13 protein-coding genes and 1 pseudogene are annotated in these 16,361 nt (G+C 61.7%); 10 read left to right on the top strand and 4 right to left on the bottom strand.

All coding sequences use genetic code 11. The features are described 5' to 3' along the window. Window position 1 precedes the first annotated feature (1 nt). The 5 genes from ACJ8PN_RS19020 to ACJ8PN_RS19000 all read left to right on the top strand — a co-directional run bounded on the left by ACJ8PN_RS19020 (window position 2) and on the right by ACJ8PN_RS19000 (window position 4,727). Window positions 2-622, top strand: coding sequence for a YfgM family protein (locus ACJ8PN_RS19020; RefSeq protein WP_033632329.1), 621 nt, complete (start codon window positions 2-4; stop codon window positions 620-622). 11 nt (window positions 623-633) lie between these two features. Next, complete coding sequence (gene bamB, locus ACJ8PN_RS19015) at window positions 634-1,815, top strand: outer membrane protein assembly factor BamB (protein WP_004941440.1); 1,182 nt, start codon at window positions 634-636, stop codon at window positions 1,813-1,815. A gap of 131 nt (window positions 1,816-1,946) precedes the next feature. Continuing rightward, window positions 1,947-3,437, top strand: a complete 1,491-nt coding sequence (gene der / locus ACJ8PN_RS19010; RefSeq protein ID WP_004941442.1) for a ribosome biogenesis GTPase Der — start codon at window positions 1,947-1,949, stop codon at window positions 3,435-3,437. Window positions 3,438-3,535: 98 nt separating this feature from the next. Then, window positions 3,536-4,492 (top strand): AEC family transporter, encoded by a 957-nt coding sequence (locus tag ACJ8PN_RS19005; protein ID WP_044030671.1) that lies wholly within the window; start codon window positions 3,536-3,538, stop codon window positions 4,490-4,492. Window positions 4,493-4,505: 13 nt separating this feature from the next. Next, window positions 4,506-4,727, top strand: a complete 222-nt coding sequence (locus ACJ8PN_RS19000) for a zinc ribbon domain-containing protein (protein WP_049186743.1) — start codon at window positions 4,506-4,508, stop codon at window positions 4,725-4,727. 4 nt (window positions 4,728-4,731) lie between these two features. On the opposite strand, the gene ACJ8PN_RS18995 is transcribed toward ACJ8PN_RS19000, so the two are convergent. The 3 genes from ACJ8PN_RS18995 to ACJ8PN_RS18985 form a co-directional block, all read right to left on the bottom strand. Then, a complete protein-coding gene (locus ACJ8PN_RS18995) occupies window positions 4,732-5,073 on the bottom strand; it encodes a protealysin inhibitor emfourin (RefSeq protein WP_004941448.1) in 342 nt (113 codons plus the stop codon). Further along, complete coding sequence (locus ACJ8PN_RS18990) at window positions 5,073-6,098, bottom strand: M4 family metallopeptidase (RefSeq protein ID WP_015378772.1); 1,026 nt, start codon at window positions 6,096-6,098, stop codon at window positions 5,073-5,075. The genes ACJ8PN_RS18995 and ACJ8PN_RS18990 overlap by 1 nt, the downstream gene beginning before the upstream one ends. A gap of 63 nt (window positions 6,099-6,161) precedes the next feature. After that, entirely contained in the window at window positions 6,162-7,244 is a 1,083-nt protein-coding gene (locus ACJ8PN_RS18985) for a LacI family DNA-binding transcriptional regulator (protein ID WP_004941451.1), read from the bottom strand. Window positions 7,245-7,603: 359 nt separating this feature from the next. Between ACJ8PN_RS18985 and ACJ8PN_RS18980 the strand changes: the two genes are divergently transcribed. Both ACJ8PN_RS18980 and ACJ8PN_RS18975 read left to right on the top strand, forming a co-directional pair. Further along, entirely contained in the window at window positions 7,604-8,914 is a 1,311-nt protein-coding gene (locus tag ACJ8PN_RS18980; protein ID WP_063990531.1) for an MFS transporter, read from the top strand. Between the two features lie 11 nt (window positions 8,915-8,925). Continuing rightward, window positions 8,926-11,292 carry a glycoside hydrolase family 31 protein gene (locus ACJ8PN_RS18975; RefSeq protein ID WP_442535156.1) on the top strand — a complete coding sequence of 789 codons (2,367 nt, stop codon included), beginning with the start codon at window positions 8,926-8,928 and terminating at the stop codon, window positions 11,290-11,292. A gap of 3 nt (window positions 11,293-11,295) precedes the next feature. Here ACJ8PN_RS18975 and xseA read toward each other — a convergent pair whose 3' ends face one another. Continuing rightward, window positions 11,296-12,672 (bottom strand): exodeoxyribonuclease VII large subunit, encoded by a 1,377-nt coding sequence (xseA, locus tag ACJ8PN_RS18970; protein WP_031299944.1) that lies wholly within the window; start codon window positions 12,670-12,672, stop codon window positions 11,296-11,298. Between the two features lie 170 nt (window positions 12,673-12,842). Between xseA and guaB the strand changes: the two genes are divergently transcribed. From guaB to ACJ8PN_RS18955, 3 genes and pseudogenes are all read left to right on the top strand, one after another. After that, entirely contained in the window at window positions 12,843-14,306 is a 1,464-nt protein-coding gene (guaB, locus tag ACJ8PN_RS18965; protein ID WP_004941460.1) for an IMP dehydrogenase, read from the top strand. A 103-nt stretch (window positions 14,307-14,409) separates the two neighbouring features. After that, a complete protein-coding gene (guaA, locus tag ACJ8PN_RS18960; protein ID WP_015378768.1) occupies window positions 14,410-15,987 on the top strand; it encodes a glutamine-hydrolyzing GMP synthase in 1,578 nt (525 codons plus the stop codon). A gap of 213 nt (window positions 15,988-16,200) precedes the next feature. Beyond that, window positions 16,201-16,332 (top strand): annotated as a pseudogene (locus ACJ8PN_RS18955) (type II toxin-antitoxin system Phd/YefM family antitoxin); the annotation flags it as partial. Window positions 16,333-16,361 lie beyond the last annotated feature (29 nt).

Raw genomic sequence — 16,361 nt, 5'->3', positions numbered from 1 at the left:
CGTGGAAGTCTATACCACTGAAAACGAACAAGTCGACGCACTGCGTCGGTTCTTTGCCGAGAACGGCAAAGCGCTGGCGGTGGGCGTGGTGCTCGGAATTGGTGCCCTGGTTGGCTGGCGTTATTGGCAGAGCCATGAAAACTCCAACATGATGGCGGCATCGCAATCCTATCAGGAAGCCAGCGATCGTCTGGCGGCCGGCAAGCCGGATGACGTGGCTGCCGCGGAGAAATTTGTCCAGGCCAACGGCAACAGCTACGGCGTATTGGCCGCGCTGCAGTTGGCCAAGCACTTTGTCGAACAGAATGATTTCGCCAAGGCGCAGCAGCAGCTGGCGCTGGCGCAGGGCCAGACCAAAGACGACAACCTGTTGGCGATGATCAACCTGCGTCTGGCGCGCGTCCAGCTGCAGGAGAAAAAGCTGGATGAAGCGCTGAAAACGCTGGATGGCGTGAAAGGCGAAGGCTGGGTGGCGATGATGCAGGATGTGCGCGGCGATGTATTGCTGGCCAAGGGCGACGCCAAGGGCGCGCGCGAAGCTTACAGCAAAGGCATTGAGTCCAATGCTTCTCAGGCGCTGCAGGTTCTGCTGCGCATGAAATTGAATAACTTGTCCAGCTAAGGGGAATTCCCATGCAATTGCGTAAAACACTCTTGGTCGGACTGGTTTCCGCTGCCTTGCTGAGTGGTTGCTCGCTGTTTAACAGCGAAGAAGACGTGGTTACCATGTCGCCGTTGCCGAAAGTTGAAAATCAGTTTACGCCGAGCAAGGCGTGGAGCACCTCGGTGGGCGACGGTATCGGTGAGTATTACTCCCACCTGCGTCCGGCCTATCAGGACAGCACCATTTACGCCGCCGATCGCTTCGGCATCGTGAAAGCGATGGACGCCGACAGCGGTAACGAGAAGTGGAAGGTCAATCTCTCCGAGAAGACCGGTTTCTTCTCCAGCAACCTGTCTGCGCTGCTGTCGGGCGGCCTGACGGTCGCGGGCGACAAGGTTTACGTCGGCAGCGAAAAAGCGGTGGTTTACGCATTGAACACCGCCGACGGCGCCATCGCCTGGCAGACCAAAGTGGCCGGCGAAGCGATCTCCCGTCCGGTTGTCAGCGACGGCATGGTGTTGGTGCACACCTCCAACGGCATGTTGCAGGCGCTGAACGAAGCCGACGGCGCGGTGAAGTGGACGGTTAACCTGGACATGCCTTCGCTGTCGCTGCGTGGTGAATCCGCGCCGGCCGTCGCTTTTGGCGCCGCCATCGTCGGCGGTGACAACGGCCGCGTCAGTGCGGTGCTGATGCAGCAGGGCCAGATTATCTGGCAACAGCGTATTTCTCAGCCGAGCGGCGCGACCGAAATCGATCGTCTGAACGACGTGGACACCACGCCGGTGATCGTTGACGGCGTGGTCTACGCGCTGGGTTACAACGGCAACCTGACGGCGCTGGATCTGCGTTCCGGCCAGATTATCTGGAAACGCGAGCTGGGTTCGGTGAATGATTTCATCGTCGACGCGGGCCGCATCTACCTGATCGATCAGAACGACCGCGTAGTGGCGCTCAGCACCGAAGGCGGCGTGACCGTGTGGACGCAGAGCGATCTGCTGCACCGTAACCTGACGCCGCCGGTGATGTATAATGGTTATCTGGTGACCGGTGACGCCGAAGGTTATCTGCACTGGATCAACACCACCGATGGCCGTTTTGTCGCCCAGCAGGAAGTGGACAGCTCCGGCTTCCTGTCTGCGCCGATGGTGGCCAGCGACAAGCTGATCATCCAGGCTCGCGGCGGGAAAGTTTACGCTTTCACCCGCTAACGCCGCTCGTCGCATGGCTTGAAAACGGCTCCTGAGTGTTCAGGGGCCGTTTCGTATTTTTATAAGCTGCACCGCTGGTGTCTATCCACAGTGCAGTAACGCATTGATTATTAAGTAATGAGGCTTCAACAATGATACCTGTCGTCGCGCTGGTCGGGCGCCCGAATGTGGGTAAATCCACCTTGTTCAACCGTTTAACCCATACGCGTGATGCGCTGGTGGCGGATTTCCCGGGGCTGACGCGTGACCGCAAGTATGGTCGTGCTGAAATCGAAGGCAATGAATTCATCATCGTCGATACCGGCGGCATTGACGGCACCGAAGACGGCGTCGAAACGCGCATGGCCGGTCAGTCGCTGCTGGCGATCGAAGAAGCGGACATCGTGCTGTTCATGGTCGACGCCCGCGCCGGCCTGATGCCGGCGGATCAGGGCATTGCCCAGCACCTGCGCAGCCGCCAGAAGGCGACCTTCCTGGTGGCCAACAAAACCGACGGTCTGGATCCGGACACCGCCACCGCCGATTTCTATTCGCTCGGCCTGGGTGAAGTGTTCGCTATCGCCGCTTCTCACGGCCGCGGCGTGACCCAGCTGATCGAACACGTGCTGGTGCCGTTCGTGCCGGAAAAACCGGAAGACGTCGAGCTGACCGAGGAAGAGGCCAACGCCGCTTACTGGGCTGAGCAAAACGGTGAAACGCTGGAAGGCGAAGAAGACGAAGAGCCGGAAGAAGCGTTCAATCCGCAGGATCTGCCGATCAAGCTGGCGATCGTCGGCCGCCCGAACGTCGGTAAGTCTACGCTCACTAACCGCATCCTCGGCGAGGAGCGCGTGGTGGTGTACGACATGCCGGGCACCACCCGCGACAGCATCTACATTCCGATGGTGCGCGACGAACGCGAGTACGTGCTGATCGACACCGCCGGGGTGCGCAAACGCGGCAAGGTGACCGAAACCGTCGAAAAATTCTCGGTGATCAAGACTCTGCAGGCGATTGAAGACGCCAACGTGGTGCTGCTGGTGATCGACGCGCGTGAAGGCATTTCCGATCAGGATCTCTCTCTGCTCGGCTTTATCCTCAATAGTGGGCGCTCACTGGTGATTGCGGTCAACAAGTGGGATGGCATGAGCGAAGAAGATCGCGAGCACGTGAAAGAGATGCTCGATCTGCGTCTGGGCTTCGTCGACTTCGCGCGCGTGCACTTCATTTCCGCCCTGCACGGCAGCGGCGTCGGCAACCTGTTCGAATCGGTACAGGAAGCCTACGAGTGCGCAACCCGCCGCGTAAACACCTCGATGCTGACCAAAATCATGCAGATGGCGGTTGACGATCACCAGCCGCCGTTGGTGCGCGGCCGCCGCGTGAAGCTGAAATATGCCCATGCCGGCGGTTACAACCCGCCGATCGTGGTGATCCACGGCAACCAGGTCAGCGATCTGGCCGATTCGTATAAACGCTATTTGATGAACTACTTCCGCCGCTCGCTGAATGTGATGGGGACGCCGATCCGCATCCAGTTCAAAGAGGGTGACAACCCGTTCGCCGGCAAACGCAACCTGCTGACGCCGACCCAGATGCGTAAGCGCAAGCGCCTGATGAGCCACCTGAAAAAGAGCAAGTAATCGCTCATGAGGGGCGCGGCAGTGATGCCGCGCCCTTTTTTATTGGCCCGAAATCGTTTTATTATCTGAAGATTACCTCGCCTGCCTGAAGGAACACCATGTCCTGGGAAACCTGGAGTTTTGCGTTTAACGTCACCGTGCCGAATCTGCTGATGATGCTGCTGGGGATCCTGCTGCGCCATTGGCGCCTGATGGATGACCGCTTTGTCGACGGTGCGACCCGCCTGGTGTTCAATCTGGCGCTGCCGTGCCTGCTGTTTTTCAGCATCGCCACCAACCATCCGCAGCTGCTCGGCAACCTGCCGCTGGTGCTGTTCGGCGCGGTCGGCACGCTGGCGACCTTCCTGCTTTTGGAGCTGGCGGCCAGGTGGTTGGTGAAAGAACCGCGTGAGCGTGGGGTATTCGTGCAGGGCGGCTTCCGCGCCAATACCGCCATCGTCGGCCTGGCCTACGCCATGACCGCCTACGGCAGCGAAGGCATTGCGCTCGCTTCGCTGTACCTGACGGTGACGGTGATCCTGTTCAACATACTGTCGGTCATCACCCTTACGCGCAGCCTGCAGGGCGGGCAGGGCAAGAAAATCAGCCACCTGTCGCTGCTGCGCAGCATCGTCACCAATCCGTTGATCATCGGCCTGGTGTGCGGGTTGCTGTATGCGCAAACCGGGCTGGGCATCCCGACCGTGATCCGCCAGACCGGCAGCTATATCTCCGCGCTGTCGCTGCCGCTGGCGCTGCTGTGCACCGGCGCCAGCCTGGATTTTCGCGCCATGTTCCGTTCGTCCAACGTGGCGGCGCTGTCGTCGGCGGCCAAGCTGTTTCTGGTGCCGTGCCTGATGACGCTGGCCGGCTGGCTGTGCGGGTTTCAGGGGGCGGCGCTGGGCATTATCTTCCTGTTTTCCGCCACGCCGACCGCTTCGGGCAGCTATGTGATGACGCGCGCCATGGGCGGCAACGCCACGCTGGCGGCCAACATTATTGCCATCACCACCGTCGGATCGTTCTTCACCACCGCGTTGGGGATCTATTTTTTGCGCTCATGGGGCGCGATTTAACCTGGGAGTCGTTATGGACGCGCACTGTCCGCACTGTCGTCAGACCATGAATTGGGTAGCGGGTCACTACCATTGTGCCGCCTGTCAGCGCGATTATCGGCAGCTGGCGAGCTGCCCGGAGTGCGGGCAGCCGCTGCAAGAATTGAAAGCCTGCGGGGCGGTGGATTACCTGTGCCAGTACGGGCACGGGCTGATCTCCAAAAAGCGGGTGAATTTCAGCTATCAGCCGCTGTAAGCCCTCACTCATCCACCTGGCCGGTTTTCCACAGATCCACCAGCGCCTGCGGCGCGCTGCTTTCCGGGATTAACAGCACGATCTCGGTGCTCAGGGTGGGGCTGGTGTAGTTGATCTGTATGCGGTAGTAGCGCTGGTCGCCGCAGCCGGGGGAGTTGGGCTGGCCTTCTTCCTGCGCATAGGGCAGCGTCTGGTTCAGCAGCTGATTCAGGCGCTGCCGCTGCTCCGGCGTGATATCGGCCAGCGCGATGCGGCGCTGGCCCGCCAGTTTGGGAATGTAGGCGAAGCCTCCCTCGCGCGCCAGCTCAATGACCGTATCCTGATTGAGCGTCGGCAGCGGTTTCATTATTCCACCCCCACCTGATGCCAGGCTTGTTGCACCTTGTCCGCCACGCTCTGGTCGAAACGCGCTTGCGCATGTTTCACCGTGGCGCGGGCGAAGGTGGCGAAATCGGCATTTTGCGGCAGCGCTTTGTCGCATACCGTGTCATACCAGACGTAGCCGGCTTTCTCCCAGGCGAAGCCGCCCAGCGCCGTCGCCGCCAGGTAGAAGGCGCGGTTGGGGATGCCGGAGTTGAGGTGCACGCCGCCGTTGTCTTCCTTGGTCTGGATATAATCCTTCATGCTGGCGGGCTGCGGGTCTTTACCCAGCAGCGGGTCATCGTAGGCGGTGCCGGGCGCCGACATCGAGCGCAACCCTTTGCCTTTGATGCCCTTGGCGAGCAGCCCGGCGCCGATCAGCCAGTCGGCTTTATCGGCGGTTTGCTGCAGGTGGAACTGCTTGACCAGCGAACCGAACACGTCGGACAGCGATTCGTTGAGCGCGCCGGACTGCTGGTAGTAGATCAGCCCGGCTTCGCTCTCGGTCACGCCGTGCGCCAGCTCGTGGCCGACCACGTCGATGGCGATGGTGAAACGGTTGAAAATCTCGCCGTCGCCGTCGCCGAACACCATCTGCTGGCCGTTCCAGAAAGCGTTCTGGTACTCCTTGCCGTAGTGTACGCTGCCGACCAGCGGCAGCCCCTGGTTATCCAGTGAGTTGCGGCGGTAGGCCTGCCAGAAGAAATCGTAGGTGACGCCGAGGTAGTCGTAGGCTTCGTCCACCGCTACGTCGTGGTTACTGGGCTGGCCCTCTTTACGCACCTGTTTGCCGGGCAGTTGGGTGCCGTTCTGGGCGTCGTAGATATCGCGGAGCGCTTCGCCGGCTCGGGCGTTTTTCTCGGTCGGTGAACGCAGCGGCTTGTTGCCGAGCAGGCTTTGCACGTGGTTCAGGGTGTGCAGCGCGCAGTCGCGCTGCGGGGCGTTGCCGTGTTCAATGATGCGGCGCAGCATATAGGGAGGAATGACGGAACGCATGCGCTGGGCTGGCATAGTGGCTCTCCTTAGGCAAAAAATTTTACCTCATCGAATGAATGCACTGTGCCTAAGTGTAGCCTACTCGTCATAAAGCCTGTGGTCATGCGTGCTCACCGCCGGCGCGGTCTTATGCGGGCTGATGCGCCGCACCGAGGCGCGTACCGCCAGCCGGCCGTGCAGCAGCAGATTGCACGGCGGTGCGTCGGCGCGCAGCATGCGCCGCTGCAGCAGTTGGATCGCCTCGTAACCCAGTTCGTCGCGCGGCACCTGCACCGAGGTCAGCGGCACGTCATGGATTTCCGCCAGGTTGAAGCCGTCGGTGCTCATCACCGACACGTCGCCCGGCACGTTCAGCCCTCGCTTGTTGAGCGCCTTGACCGCCCCGACCGCCATGTAGTCGCCGCCGGCCAGGATCGCCGTCGGCAGCGGGGCGTGGCCGTGGATGCCATCGAGATAGGTGGTCAGCGCCTGCTCGGCCTCTTCGCTGCCGAAGCCGGAGGTGGTGACCAGATGGCGGCCGTCGTCGAACGGCAGATGATGCCGCGCGTAGGCTTGCCGGATGCCCGCCAGCCGCAGCTCCATGGTGTGGCGGCGCAGACACTGCAGGTTGAGAATATGGCTGTGCCCCTGCTGGAACAGGTAGCTGGCGGAGTAATCGCCGATCAACTGATGATCCGGCGAGACGCTGTCCAGCCGCATCTGCCGATCGCTGCAGTTGATCAGCACGCAAGGTTTGTGCAGATCGGCCGCCAGGGTGTGGATATGCTCGTCGTCGATGCCGATGATCAGCGCCGCTTCGGTGTGCGGATCGCTCATCTTTTCCAGAAACAGCGCGCCGTCGCTGCGCTGCTCTTCCAGCCCGCAGTAGCGGATGCGCACCTCGTGCTCCATCAGCGCGGCGGCAATGCCCTGAATGACCTTGTAGTAGAAGATGTCGGTGCGCACGTCGAACGCGCGCTGCGGCGCGAACACCATCACGTTGTTCAGCATCAGCCGGCCGCTGGAAATGCCCTGCAGAATGCCATTTTGCTGCGCACAGTCCAGCACCTTGCGGCGCGCCTCGGCGCTGGTGTTGGCCTTGCCGGCCAGCACGCGGGAAACGGTGCTGATCGACAGCCCGGTTTGGCGGGCGATCTCCTGGATTTTCAGCTTTCCGTTCATTTTGTGATCTCCTTCAAATTCGTCCATGAGAATATTTTCACTGCGGATTTTCAGCGTCTTGACCGGACTTATCGGTCATTATGGCTATTTTTTCACCCTCTCGTGAAAATCTTTGCAAAAAACCCCGTTTCGCTGTGCGCTATCGCTGAGTAGTCTGCATTGGTACACCAATTTTAACGACCTGTCAGTCCAATTTTAACGGTGTGCGAAAAAGAAAACAAAAAATAAATCATGGGGTTGTGATTGGCTGTCGGCCAATGATGCGGCACCGATCCGTTTTCACCGTCCCGTGTTTGCTAGCACAACGTACCCTACCAAAACGCGCGTCGCCATAGCCGGCGGCCGCGGGGAGAGAACCGATGAGTGTGGAGATCAATCAGGCGGTCGCGCAGAGCGGGCGGCGCAAGTTTAAATCGCTGCGCTGGTGGATGCTGGCGCTGTTCTTGCTGGGCGTCACGGTCAACTACATTACCCGTAACTCGCTGGGCATTCTGGCGCCGGAGCTGAAAACCAGCCTGAACATGAGCACCGAGCAATATGCCTGGGTAGTGGCGTCGTTCCAGCTGGCCTACACGGTGTTCCAGCCGATCTGCGGCTGGCTGATCGACGTTATCGGCCTGAAGATGGGCTTTCTGATCTGCGCCGGCATTTGGGCGGTGGTATGCATGCTGCACGCCGGCGCCGGCAGCTGGCTGCAACTGGCCATTCTGCGCTTCTTTATGGGGGGCGCGGAGGCGGCGGCTACCCCGGCCAACGCCAAGGCGATCTCCGACTGGTTCCCGAAAAAGGAGCGGCCGATCGCCGCCGGCTGGGCGGGCGTCGGTTTCTCCATCGGCGCCATGCTGGCGCCGCCGATCATCGTCATCGCTCACGTCTCCTTCGGCTGGCAGGGGGCGTTCCTGTTCTCCGGCGGGCTGGCGCTGATCTGGGTCGTGCTGTGGTGGCTGTTCTACCACTCGCCGCAGCAGCACCCGAACCTCAGCCAGCAAGAGCTGGATCTGATCCGCGAAGACAACGAGCCGGTGTTGCCGAAGCTGCCGTTCCTCACTTCGCTGGCCAGCCTGTGCAAGAACAAGAAGTTTTACGGCATCGCCATCCCGGCCTTTCTCGCCGAGCCGGCCTGGGCGGTCTTCAGTTTCTGGGTGCCGCTGTACCTGGCCACCGAACGCGGCATGGATCTGAAACAGATCGCGATGTTCGCCTGGCTGCCGTTCCTGGCGGCGGATATCGGCAGCGTCGCCAGCGGCTATCTCACCACCCTGTACCGCAAATGGTTCGGCTGCAGCCGCGTCAACTCGGTGGTCGCCAGCTCGGTGACCGGCGCTTTCCTGATGGTGTCGCTGGCGTTCGTGGCGATCACCCAAGATCCCTATGTGGCGATCGCGCTGATCTCGATCGGCGGTTTCGGCCACCAGGTGATCTCCTGCATGCTCAGCGCGCTGGTGGTGGAGTCGTTCGATAAAAACCAGATGGCGACGGTCAACGGCATGCGCGGCTCCAGCGCCTGGATCGCCAGCTTCCTGTTCACGCTCCTGATCGGCGCGGTGTCCGACACCATCGGCTTCAACCCGCTGTTTATTGCCATGGGCTTCTTCGATCTGATCGGCGCTGTGTTCCTGATTGCCCTGATCGCCGAGCGCGGCGGTAAGAAAACCCCTTCACACAGCTAAGTGGAATATTTATGAAAACCTTGAAAAATTGGACGCTGGCGGCGCAGCATGCCGACCATGTCGAGCTGCTGGTCGATGAACGCCACCGTTTCTGCCTGTACGTGCTGGAAGACGGCCTGTTCCGCGTGTTGATCAAACGTGAGGGTGAGCTGGCGCTGGATCGCACCTGGAGCATCGCGCCGCAGGAGGATGTGCCCTGGGAAGGGCGCGATCGGCTCAGCGTCACCGGTTTCAGCCTGCCGGGCTATCAGCTGCGCCAGGAGAGCGATCGGCTGGTGGTCAGCACGCCGCTGCTGCGCGTGGCGGTGCATCAGCCGCTGTGGTTGGAATGGGAGCATTGCAATGCCGCCGGCGAGTGGCGGCCGCTGGCGGCGGATCGGCCGACCAGCGCCTACCTGCTCAATGCGCACGGCGACGGCGTGGCGCACTACCAGCGCCGCTTTGCCGATGAGCGCTATTACGGCCTGGGGGAGAAAGCCGGCGATCTGGAGCGCACCGGCCGCCGCTTCGAGATGCGCAATCTGGACGCCATGGGGTACAACGCCGCCAGCACCGATCCGCTGTACAAACACATTCCGTTCACCATCACCCGCGGACCGGAGGCGAGCTTCGGTCTGTTCTACGACAACCTGAGCAACTGCTGGCTGGATCTGGGCAACGAGATCGACAATTACCACGCGGCCTATCGCCGCTATCAGGCCGAAGCGGGCGATCTGGATTACTACCTGTTCCTAGGGCCGAAGGTTTTAGACGTCACCAAGGCCTTCGTGCGCCTGACCGGCCGCACCCACTTCGGGCCGAAGTGGAGCCTGGGCTACAGCGGCTCGACCATGCATTATACCGATGCGCCGGACGCCCAGCAGCAGCTGCAGCAGTTCATTGCGCTGTGCCGCCAGCACGCCATTCCCTGCGACTCCTTCCAGCTGTCGTCGGGCTACACCTCGATTAACCACAAGCGCTACGTGTTCAACTGGAACTACGACAAGGTGCCGCAGCCCAAGCTGCTCAGCCAGGCGTTTCACGACGCCGGCCTCAGGCTGGCGGCCAACATCAAGCCGTGCCTGCTGCAGGATCATCCGCAGTATCAAGAGGTGGCGGCGCAGGGGCTGTTTATCCGCGATTCGCAAAGCGACGCGCCGGAACGCTCCAGCTTCTGGGACGACGAAGGATCGCACCTCGACTTCACCAACCCGGCGACGGTGCGCTGGTGGCAGCAGGGCGTCACGCAGCAGTTGCTGGAGATGGGCATCGATTCCACCTGGAACGACAACAACGAGTACGAAGTGTGGGATGGCGAAGCGCGCTGTCACGGCTTCGGGCGGCCGATCGCCATCAAGCACATCCGCCCGGTGATGCCGCTGCTGATGATGCGCGCCTCGATGGAGGCCCAGCAGCGCTTCGCGCCGCAGAAGCGGCCGTACCTGATCTCACGCTCCGGCTGCGCCGGCATGCAGCGCTACGTGCAGACCTGGAGCGGCGACAACCGCACCAGTTGGCAGACGCTGCGCTACAACATCCGCATGGGGCTGGGCATGAGCCTGTCCGGCTTGTATAACCTCGGCCACGACGTCGGCGGCTTCTCCGGCGACAAGCCGGACGCGGAGCTGCTGGTGCGCTGGGTGCAAAACGGCGTGATGCATCCGCGTTTCACCATCCACTCCTGGAACGACGACGCCACGGTCAACGAACCCTGGATGTACCCTGCCGCTACCCCGGCGGTGCGCGAGGCGATCAACCTGCGTTACCGGCTGCTGCCGTATTTCTACACGCTGCTGTGGCAGGCCTGCGCCGACGACGAGCCGATGCTGCGCCCGACCTTCCTCGATCACGAACAGGATGCACGCACCTTCGGCGAGAACGACGATTTTCTAATCGGCCGCGATCTGCTGGTGGCCAGCGTGGTGGAGCCGGGGCAGCGCCGGCGTTCGGTATATCTGCCGGACAACGGTGAAGGCTGGTACTGCTTCTACAGCGGCCAGTGGTTCGGCGGCGGCCAGACGGTGACGCTGGCGGCGCCGTTGGAGCGTCTGCCGCTGCTGGTGCGCGCCGGGGCGGCGCTGCCGCTGTCGCAGCGGCTGGCGCATGTCGACGTGGCCGCCGACGATCGGCGCGAGCTGCGGCTGTTTCCGCTCAAGGGCTGCGGCGTGAGCAGCGGGCTGTTGTTTGAGGACGACGGCGAAAGCGACGGTTGGCGGCAGGGCGATGCGCTGTGGCTGCGCTGGGAAATGCGCTGCGACCATCAGCGCATCATGCTGGACATCGCGACGGAAGGGCGTTTTCGTCCGGCCTGGCGCACGCTGACGCTCAGCCTGCCGGAAGGCGAAACGCGCGCGCTGTGGGTGAACGGCGAACCGGGCGAGCGTTTTACGCTGGAATAGGGGTTATTCAGCCGCGCGCTTCTTGCGCGGCTTTTTGGCGACGGTGATGGTTTTCACCTCGCTTTCCACCCAGCCATCCTGCAGGCGGGTTTTCAGCAGTTCGCCGACCTGCGCCTGTTTGGTGGTTTTCAGCAGCTCGCCGCGCGGGGTTTGTGTCACGCTGTAGCCGCGCGCCAGCGTCGCCAGCGGGCTGACGGTCTCCAGCTGGCTGCAGGCCACGCCGAAGCGCTGGCGGTAGGCGTTGAGCTGGCGCTCCATCGCCTGCTGCAGGCGGTATTCCTGCTGCTGCACGCGCTGTTGGTAGCGGTGAATGCGGCCCTGCGGCTGCACCTGCGCCAACCGCTGCTGGGCGCGCTCGCTGCGGCGGGCGGCCAGGCGCAGCTGCTGCTGCATGCCGTCTTCCATCCGGCGCTGCAGCTTGAACAGCAGCGTCTGCTGGCGCGCCAGGCGCAGATGCGGATGCTGCTGCTGTAAACGGTGGTGAATGCGGGTGAACTGCTGCTGGCGCTGCGCCAGGTAGTAATCCATCGCCATCTCCAGCCGCTGCTGCTGCGACTGCAGCTGGCGCAACAGCTCAAGCTGATTGCGGCTCACCAGTTCGGCGGCGGCGGATGGGGTCGGCGCCCGCAGGTCGGCGACGAAGTCGGCGATGGTGACGTCGGTTTCATGGCCGACGGCGCTGACGATCGGAATGCGGCTGGCGAAGATCGCCCGCGCCACGCGTTCGTCGTTGAAGCTCCACAGATCTTCCAGCGAACCGCCGCCGCGGCCGACGATCAGCACGTCGCATTCATCGCGGCGGTTGGCGGCCTCGATGGCGCGCACGATCTGCATCGGCGCTTCCGCGCCCTGCACCGAGGTGGGGTAGATGACGATCGGCAGCGACGGATCGCGCCGCTGCAAGACCTGCAGAATATCGTGCAGCGCCGCGCCGCTGGCGGAGGTGATCACCCCGACGCGTTTGGCCGGCGCGGGCAGCGGCTGCTTGAACTGCTGATCGAACAGCCCTTCGGCGCTCAGGCGCTGTTTCAACTGCTCGAACTGTTGCTGCAGCAGGCCGTCGCCGGCGGGCTGCATGCTCTCGGCGATCAGCTGGTAGTCGCCGCGCGGTTCATACAGCGTGATGCTGGCGCGCACCAGGACCTGTTGGCCGTTTTGCGGCCGGAAGGTGACGCGGCGGTTGCTGTTGCGGAACATCGCGCAGCGCACCTGGGCGCGATCGTCTTTCAGCGTGAAATACCAGTGGCCGGAGGCGGGCTGGGAGAGGTTGGAGATCTCGGCGGAGAGCCAAATCTGCCCCATTTCCATTTCCAGCAGTTGGCGAACCGTCTGATTCAGGCGGCTTACGGTAAAAATGGAAGGCGAAACAGGTAGCGACATGTGACCCAGATCAAATTTCAAAACAATCACTTAATTGGTCGATACTACATGGCTGAAAAAGGTAATCAAGACTTTTTGTAAGAAAGTGCTGGAGGCAACCGATTCCGCTCTGTATAATGCCGCGGCAATATTTTATCTTTTTCACAGCCCACCCTGGTGAGATATTGCCCATGCTACGTATCGCTAAAGAAGCTCTGACGTTTGACGACGTCCTCCTGGTTCCAGCCCACTCCACGGTTCTGCCTAACACCGCAGAGCTCGGCACTCAACTGACCAAAACCATCCGCCTGAACATCCCTATGCTGTCCGCAGCCATGGATACCGTTACCGAATCCGGCCTGGCCATCGCGCTGGCGCAGGAAGGCGGCCTGGGCTTCATCCACAAAAACATGTCCATCGAGCGCCAGGCTGAAGAAGTCAGCCGCGTGAAGAAACATGAAAGCGGCGTAGTCACTGACCCGCAGACCGTTACTCCGGCCACCACGCTGCAGGAAGTGAAAGAGCTGACCGCGCGCAACGGCTTCGCCGGTTACCCGGTCGTTACCGAAGACAACGAGCTGGTCGGCATCATCACCGGCCGCGACGTGCGTTTCGTGACCGATCTGACCCAGCCGGTCACCGCAGTCATGACGCCGAAAGATCGCCTGGTCACCGTGAAAGAAGGTGAAGCGCGCGACGTGGTGCTGCAGAAGATGCACGAAAAGCGCGTAGAGAAAGCGCTGGTGGTGGACGACAGCTTCCATCTGCTGGGCATGATCACCGTTAAAGACTTCCAGAAAGCGGAACGTAAGCCGAACGCCTGTAAAGACGAGCACGGCCGTCTGCGCGTGGGCGCGGCGGTCGGCGCCGGCGCCGGCAACGAAGAGCGCGTTGACGCGCTGGTGGCGGCAGGCGTTGACGTTCTGCTGATCGACTCCTCGCACGGCCACTCCGAAGGCGTGTTGCAGCGCATCCGCGAAACCCGCGCCAAATACCCGGATCTGCAGATCGTCGGCGGCAACGTCGCGACCGCGGCGGGCGCTAAAGCGCTGGCTGAAGCCGGCGTGAGCGCGGTGAAAGTGGGTATCGGCCCTGGCTCCATCTGCACCACCCGCATCGTGACCGGCGTAGGCGTGCCGCAGATCACCGCCATCGCCGACGCGGTGGAAGCGCTGGAAGGCACCGGCATTCCGGTTATCGCCGACGGCGGCATCCGCTTCTCCGGCGACATCGCCAAAGCGATCGCCGCGGGCGCCTCTTGCGTGATGGTCGGCTCCATGCTGGCGGGCACCGAAGAATCTCCGGGCGAAATCGAGCTGTATCAGGGTCGTTCGTTCAAATCTTACCGCGGCATGGGCTCGCTGGGCGCGATGTCCAAAGGCTCTTCCGACCGTTACTTCCAAACCGATAACGCCGCCGACAAACTGGTGCCGGAAGGTATCGAAGGCCGCGTGGCCTATAAAGGCATGCTGAAAGCCATCGTGCACCAGCAGATGGGCGGCCTGCGCTCCTGCATGGGCCTGACCGGCTGCGCCACCATCGACGATCTGCGCACCAAGGCGGAGTTCGTGCGCATCAGCGGCGCCGGCATTCAGGAAAGCCACGTGCACGACGTGACCATCACCAAAGAGTCGCCGAACTACCGCATGGGCTAATGCCTTAACCTCTCCTGAGTGAGAGGCCGGGGTGGGGCGCCAAGCCCCATCCCGAAAACATACATTTTCGCTCTTTTTCTCTTGTTGCTGGAATTCGCCTCACATGACACAAAATATCCATAAGCATCGCATCCTGATACTGGACTTCGGTTCGCAATACACCCAACTGGTCGCCCGCCGCGTGCGCGAAATCGGCGTTTACTGCGAACTGTGGGCCTGGGACGTTAGCGAAGCGCAGATCCGCGAATTCAACCCAAGCGGCATCATCCTGTCCGGCGGCCCGGAAAGCACCACCGAAGCCGGCAGCCCGCGCGCCCCGGACTACGTGTTCAACGCCGGCGTGCCGGTGCTGGGCGTGTGCTACGGCATGCAGACCATGGCGATGCAGCTGGGCGGCCATGTGCAGGGCTCCAACGAACGCGAGTTCGGCTACGCGCAGGTGGAAATCGTCAACGAGAGCGCGCTGCTGCGCGACATCGAAGACGCCATCAGCCCGGCCGGCAAACCGCTGCTGGACGTGTGGATGAGCCACGGCGACAAAGTGACCGCGATCCCGTCCGACTTCGTGACCGTCGCCAGCACCGATACCTGCCCGTTCGCCATTATGGCCAACGAAGAAAAACGCTTCTACGGCGTGCAGTTCCACCCGGAAGTGACCCACACCCGTCAGGGCCAGCGCATGCTGGAGCGCTTCGTACTGGACATCTGTCAGTGTGAAGCCCTGTGGACGCCGGCCACCATCATCGAAGATGCGGTCGAGCGCATCCGCGAGCAGGTGGGGGAAGACCACGTGATCCTCGGCCTGTCCGGCGGCGTAGATTCCTCCGTGACCGCGATGCTGCTGCACCGCGCCATCGGCAAGCGTCTGACCTGCGTGTTCGTCGACAACGGCCTGCTGCGCCTGAACGAAGCCAAGCAGGTGATGGAAATGTTCGGCGACCACTTCGGCCTGAACATCGTGCACGTCGAGGCGGAAAACCGCTTCCTGACCGCGCTGGCGGGCGTGGACGAACCGGAAGCCAAGCGTAAAATCATCGGCCGTGTGTTCGTTGAAGTGTTCGACGAAGAAGCCTGCAAGCAAGAGCAGGTGAAATGGCTGGCGCAGGGCACCATCTACCCGGACGTGATCGAATCCGCCGCTTCCGCCACCGGCAAAGCGCACGTGATCAAATCGCACCACAACGTGGGCGGCCTGCCGAAAGAGATGAAGCTGGGCCTGGTCGAGCCGCTGAAAGAGCTGTTCAAAGACGAAGTGCGCAAAATTGGCCTGGAACTGGGCCTGCCGTACGACATGCTGTACCGTCACCCGTTCCCGGGCCCGGGTCTGGGCGTGCGCGTGCTGGGCGAAGTGAAGAAAGAGTACTGCGATCTGCTGCGCCGCGCCGACGCCATCTTCATCGAAGAGCTGCACAAAGCCGATCTGTACAACAAAGTCAGCCAGGCGTTCACCGTGTTCCTGCCGGTGCGTTCGGTCGGCGTGATGGGCGACGGCCGCAAATACGACTGGGTGGTCTCCCTGCGTGCGGTAGAAACCATCGACTTCATGACCGCGCACTGGGCGCACCTGCCGTACGACTTCCTCGGCCGCGTCTCCAACCGCATCATCAACGAAGTGGACGGCATCTCCCGCGTGGTGTACGACATCAGCGGCAAGCCGCCGGCGACGATTGAGTGGGAGTGATTTGACACTTCCTGCAGCCTGTTAGTAACCAGGCCTTAGTGACTAAAGCCCTCTGTTTTTACAGAGGGTTTTTCTTTATATGGCCATATCTTTTCCGCCTGGTTCCAGTCATGGGTAAAGCAGATTATTGTTTGTGGTCTAAATATGGCCTATGTTCGGACCTTGGTATGATTGGTAGCACCAGGGGGCATAATGAAAGTAGAGACCATCAACTACGTTATAGAATCCTATGAGCAGCAGGAGCGAGAGAACGCCATTGCTCTGCTGAAATTGCTGACGCTGTCAGAGAAGGATAAAGCGGAAGGGCGCGTATTCTCGAAGGAACCGCTGTTGGATGGGCTTTAAGCACTACAGTGCTCAGCATTAAGGGATTG

It is taken from the genome of Serratia sp. CY76391 (genome assembly GCF_052166695.1).
In the GTDB taxonomy this organism is placed as follows: domain Bacteria; phylum Pseudomonadota; class Gammaproteobacteria; order Enterobacterales; family Enterobacteriaceae; genus Serratia; species Serratia nematodiphila.
The sequence above is the reverse complement of the archived record's forward strand: the minus strand, read 5'-3'. Positions and strand labels throughout refer to the sequence as shown.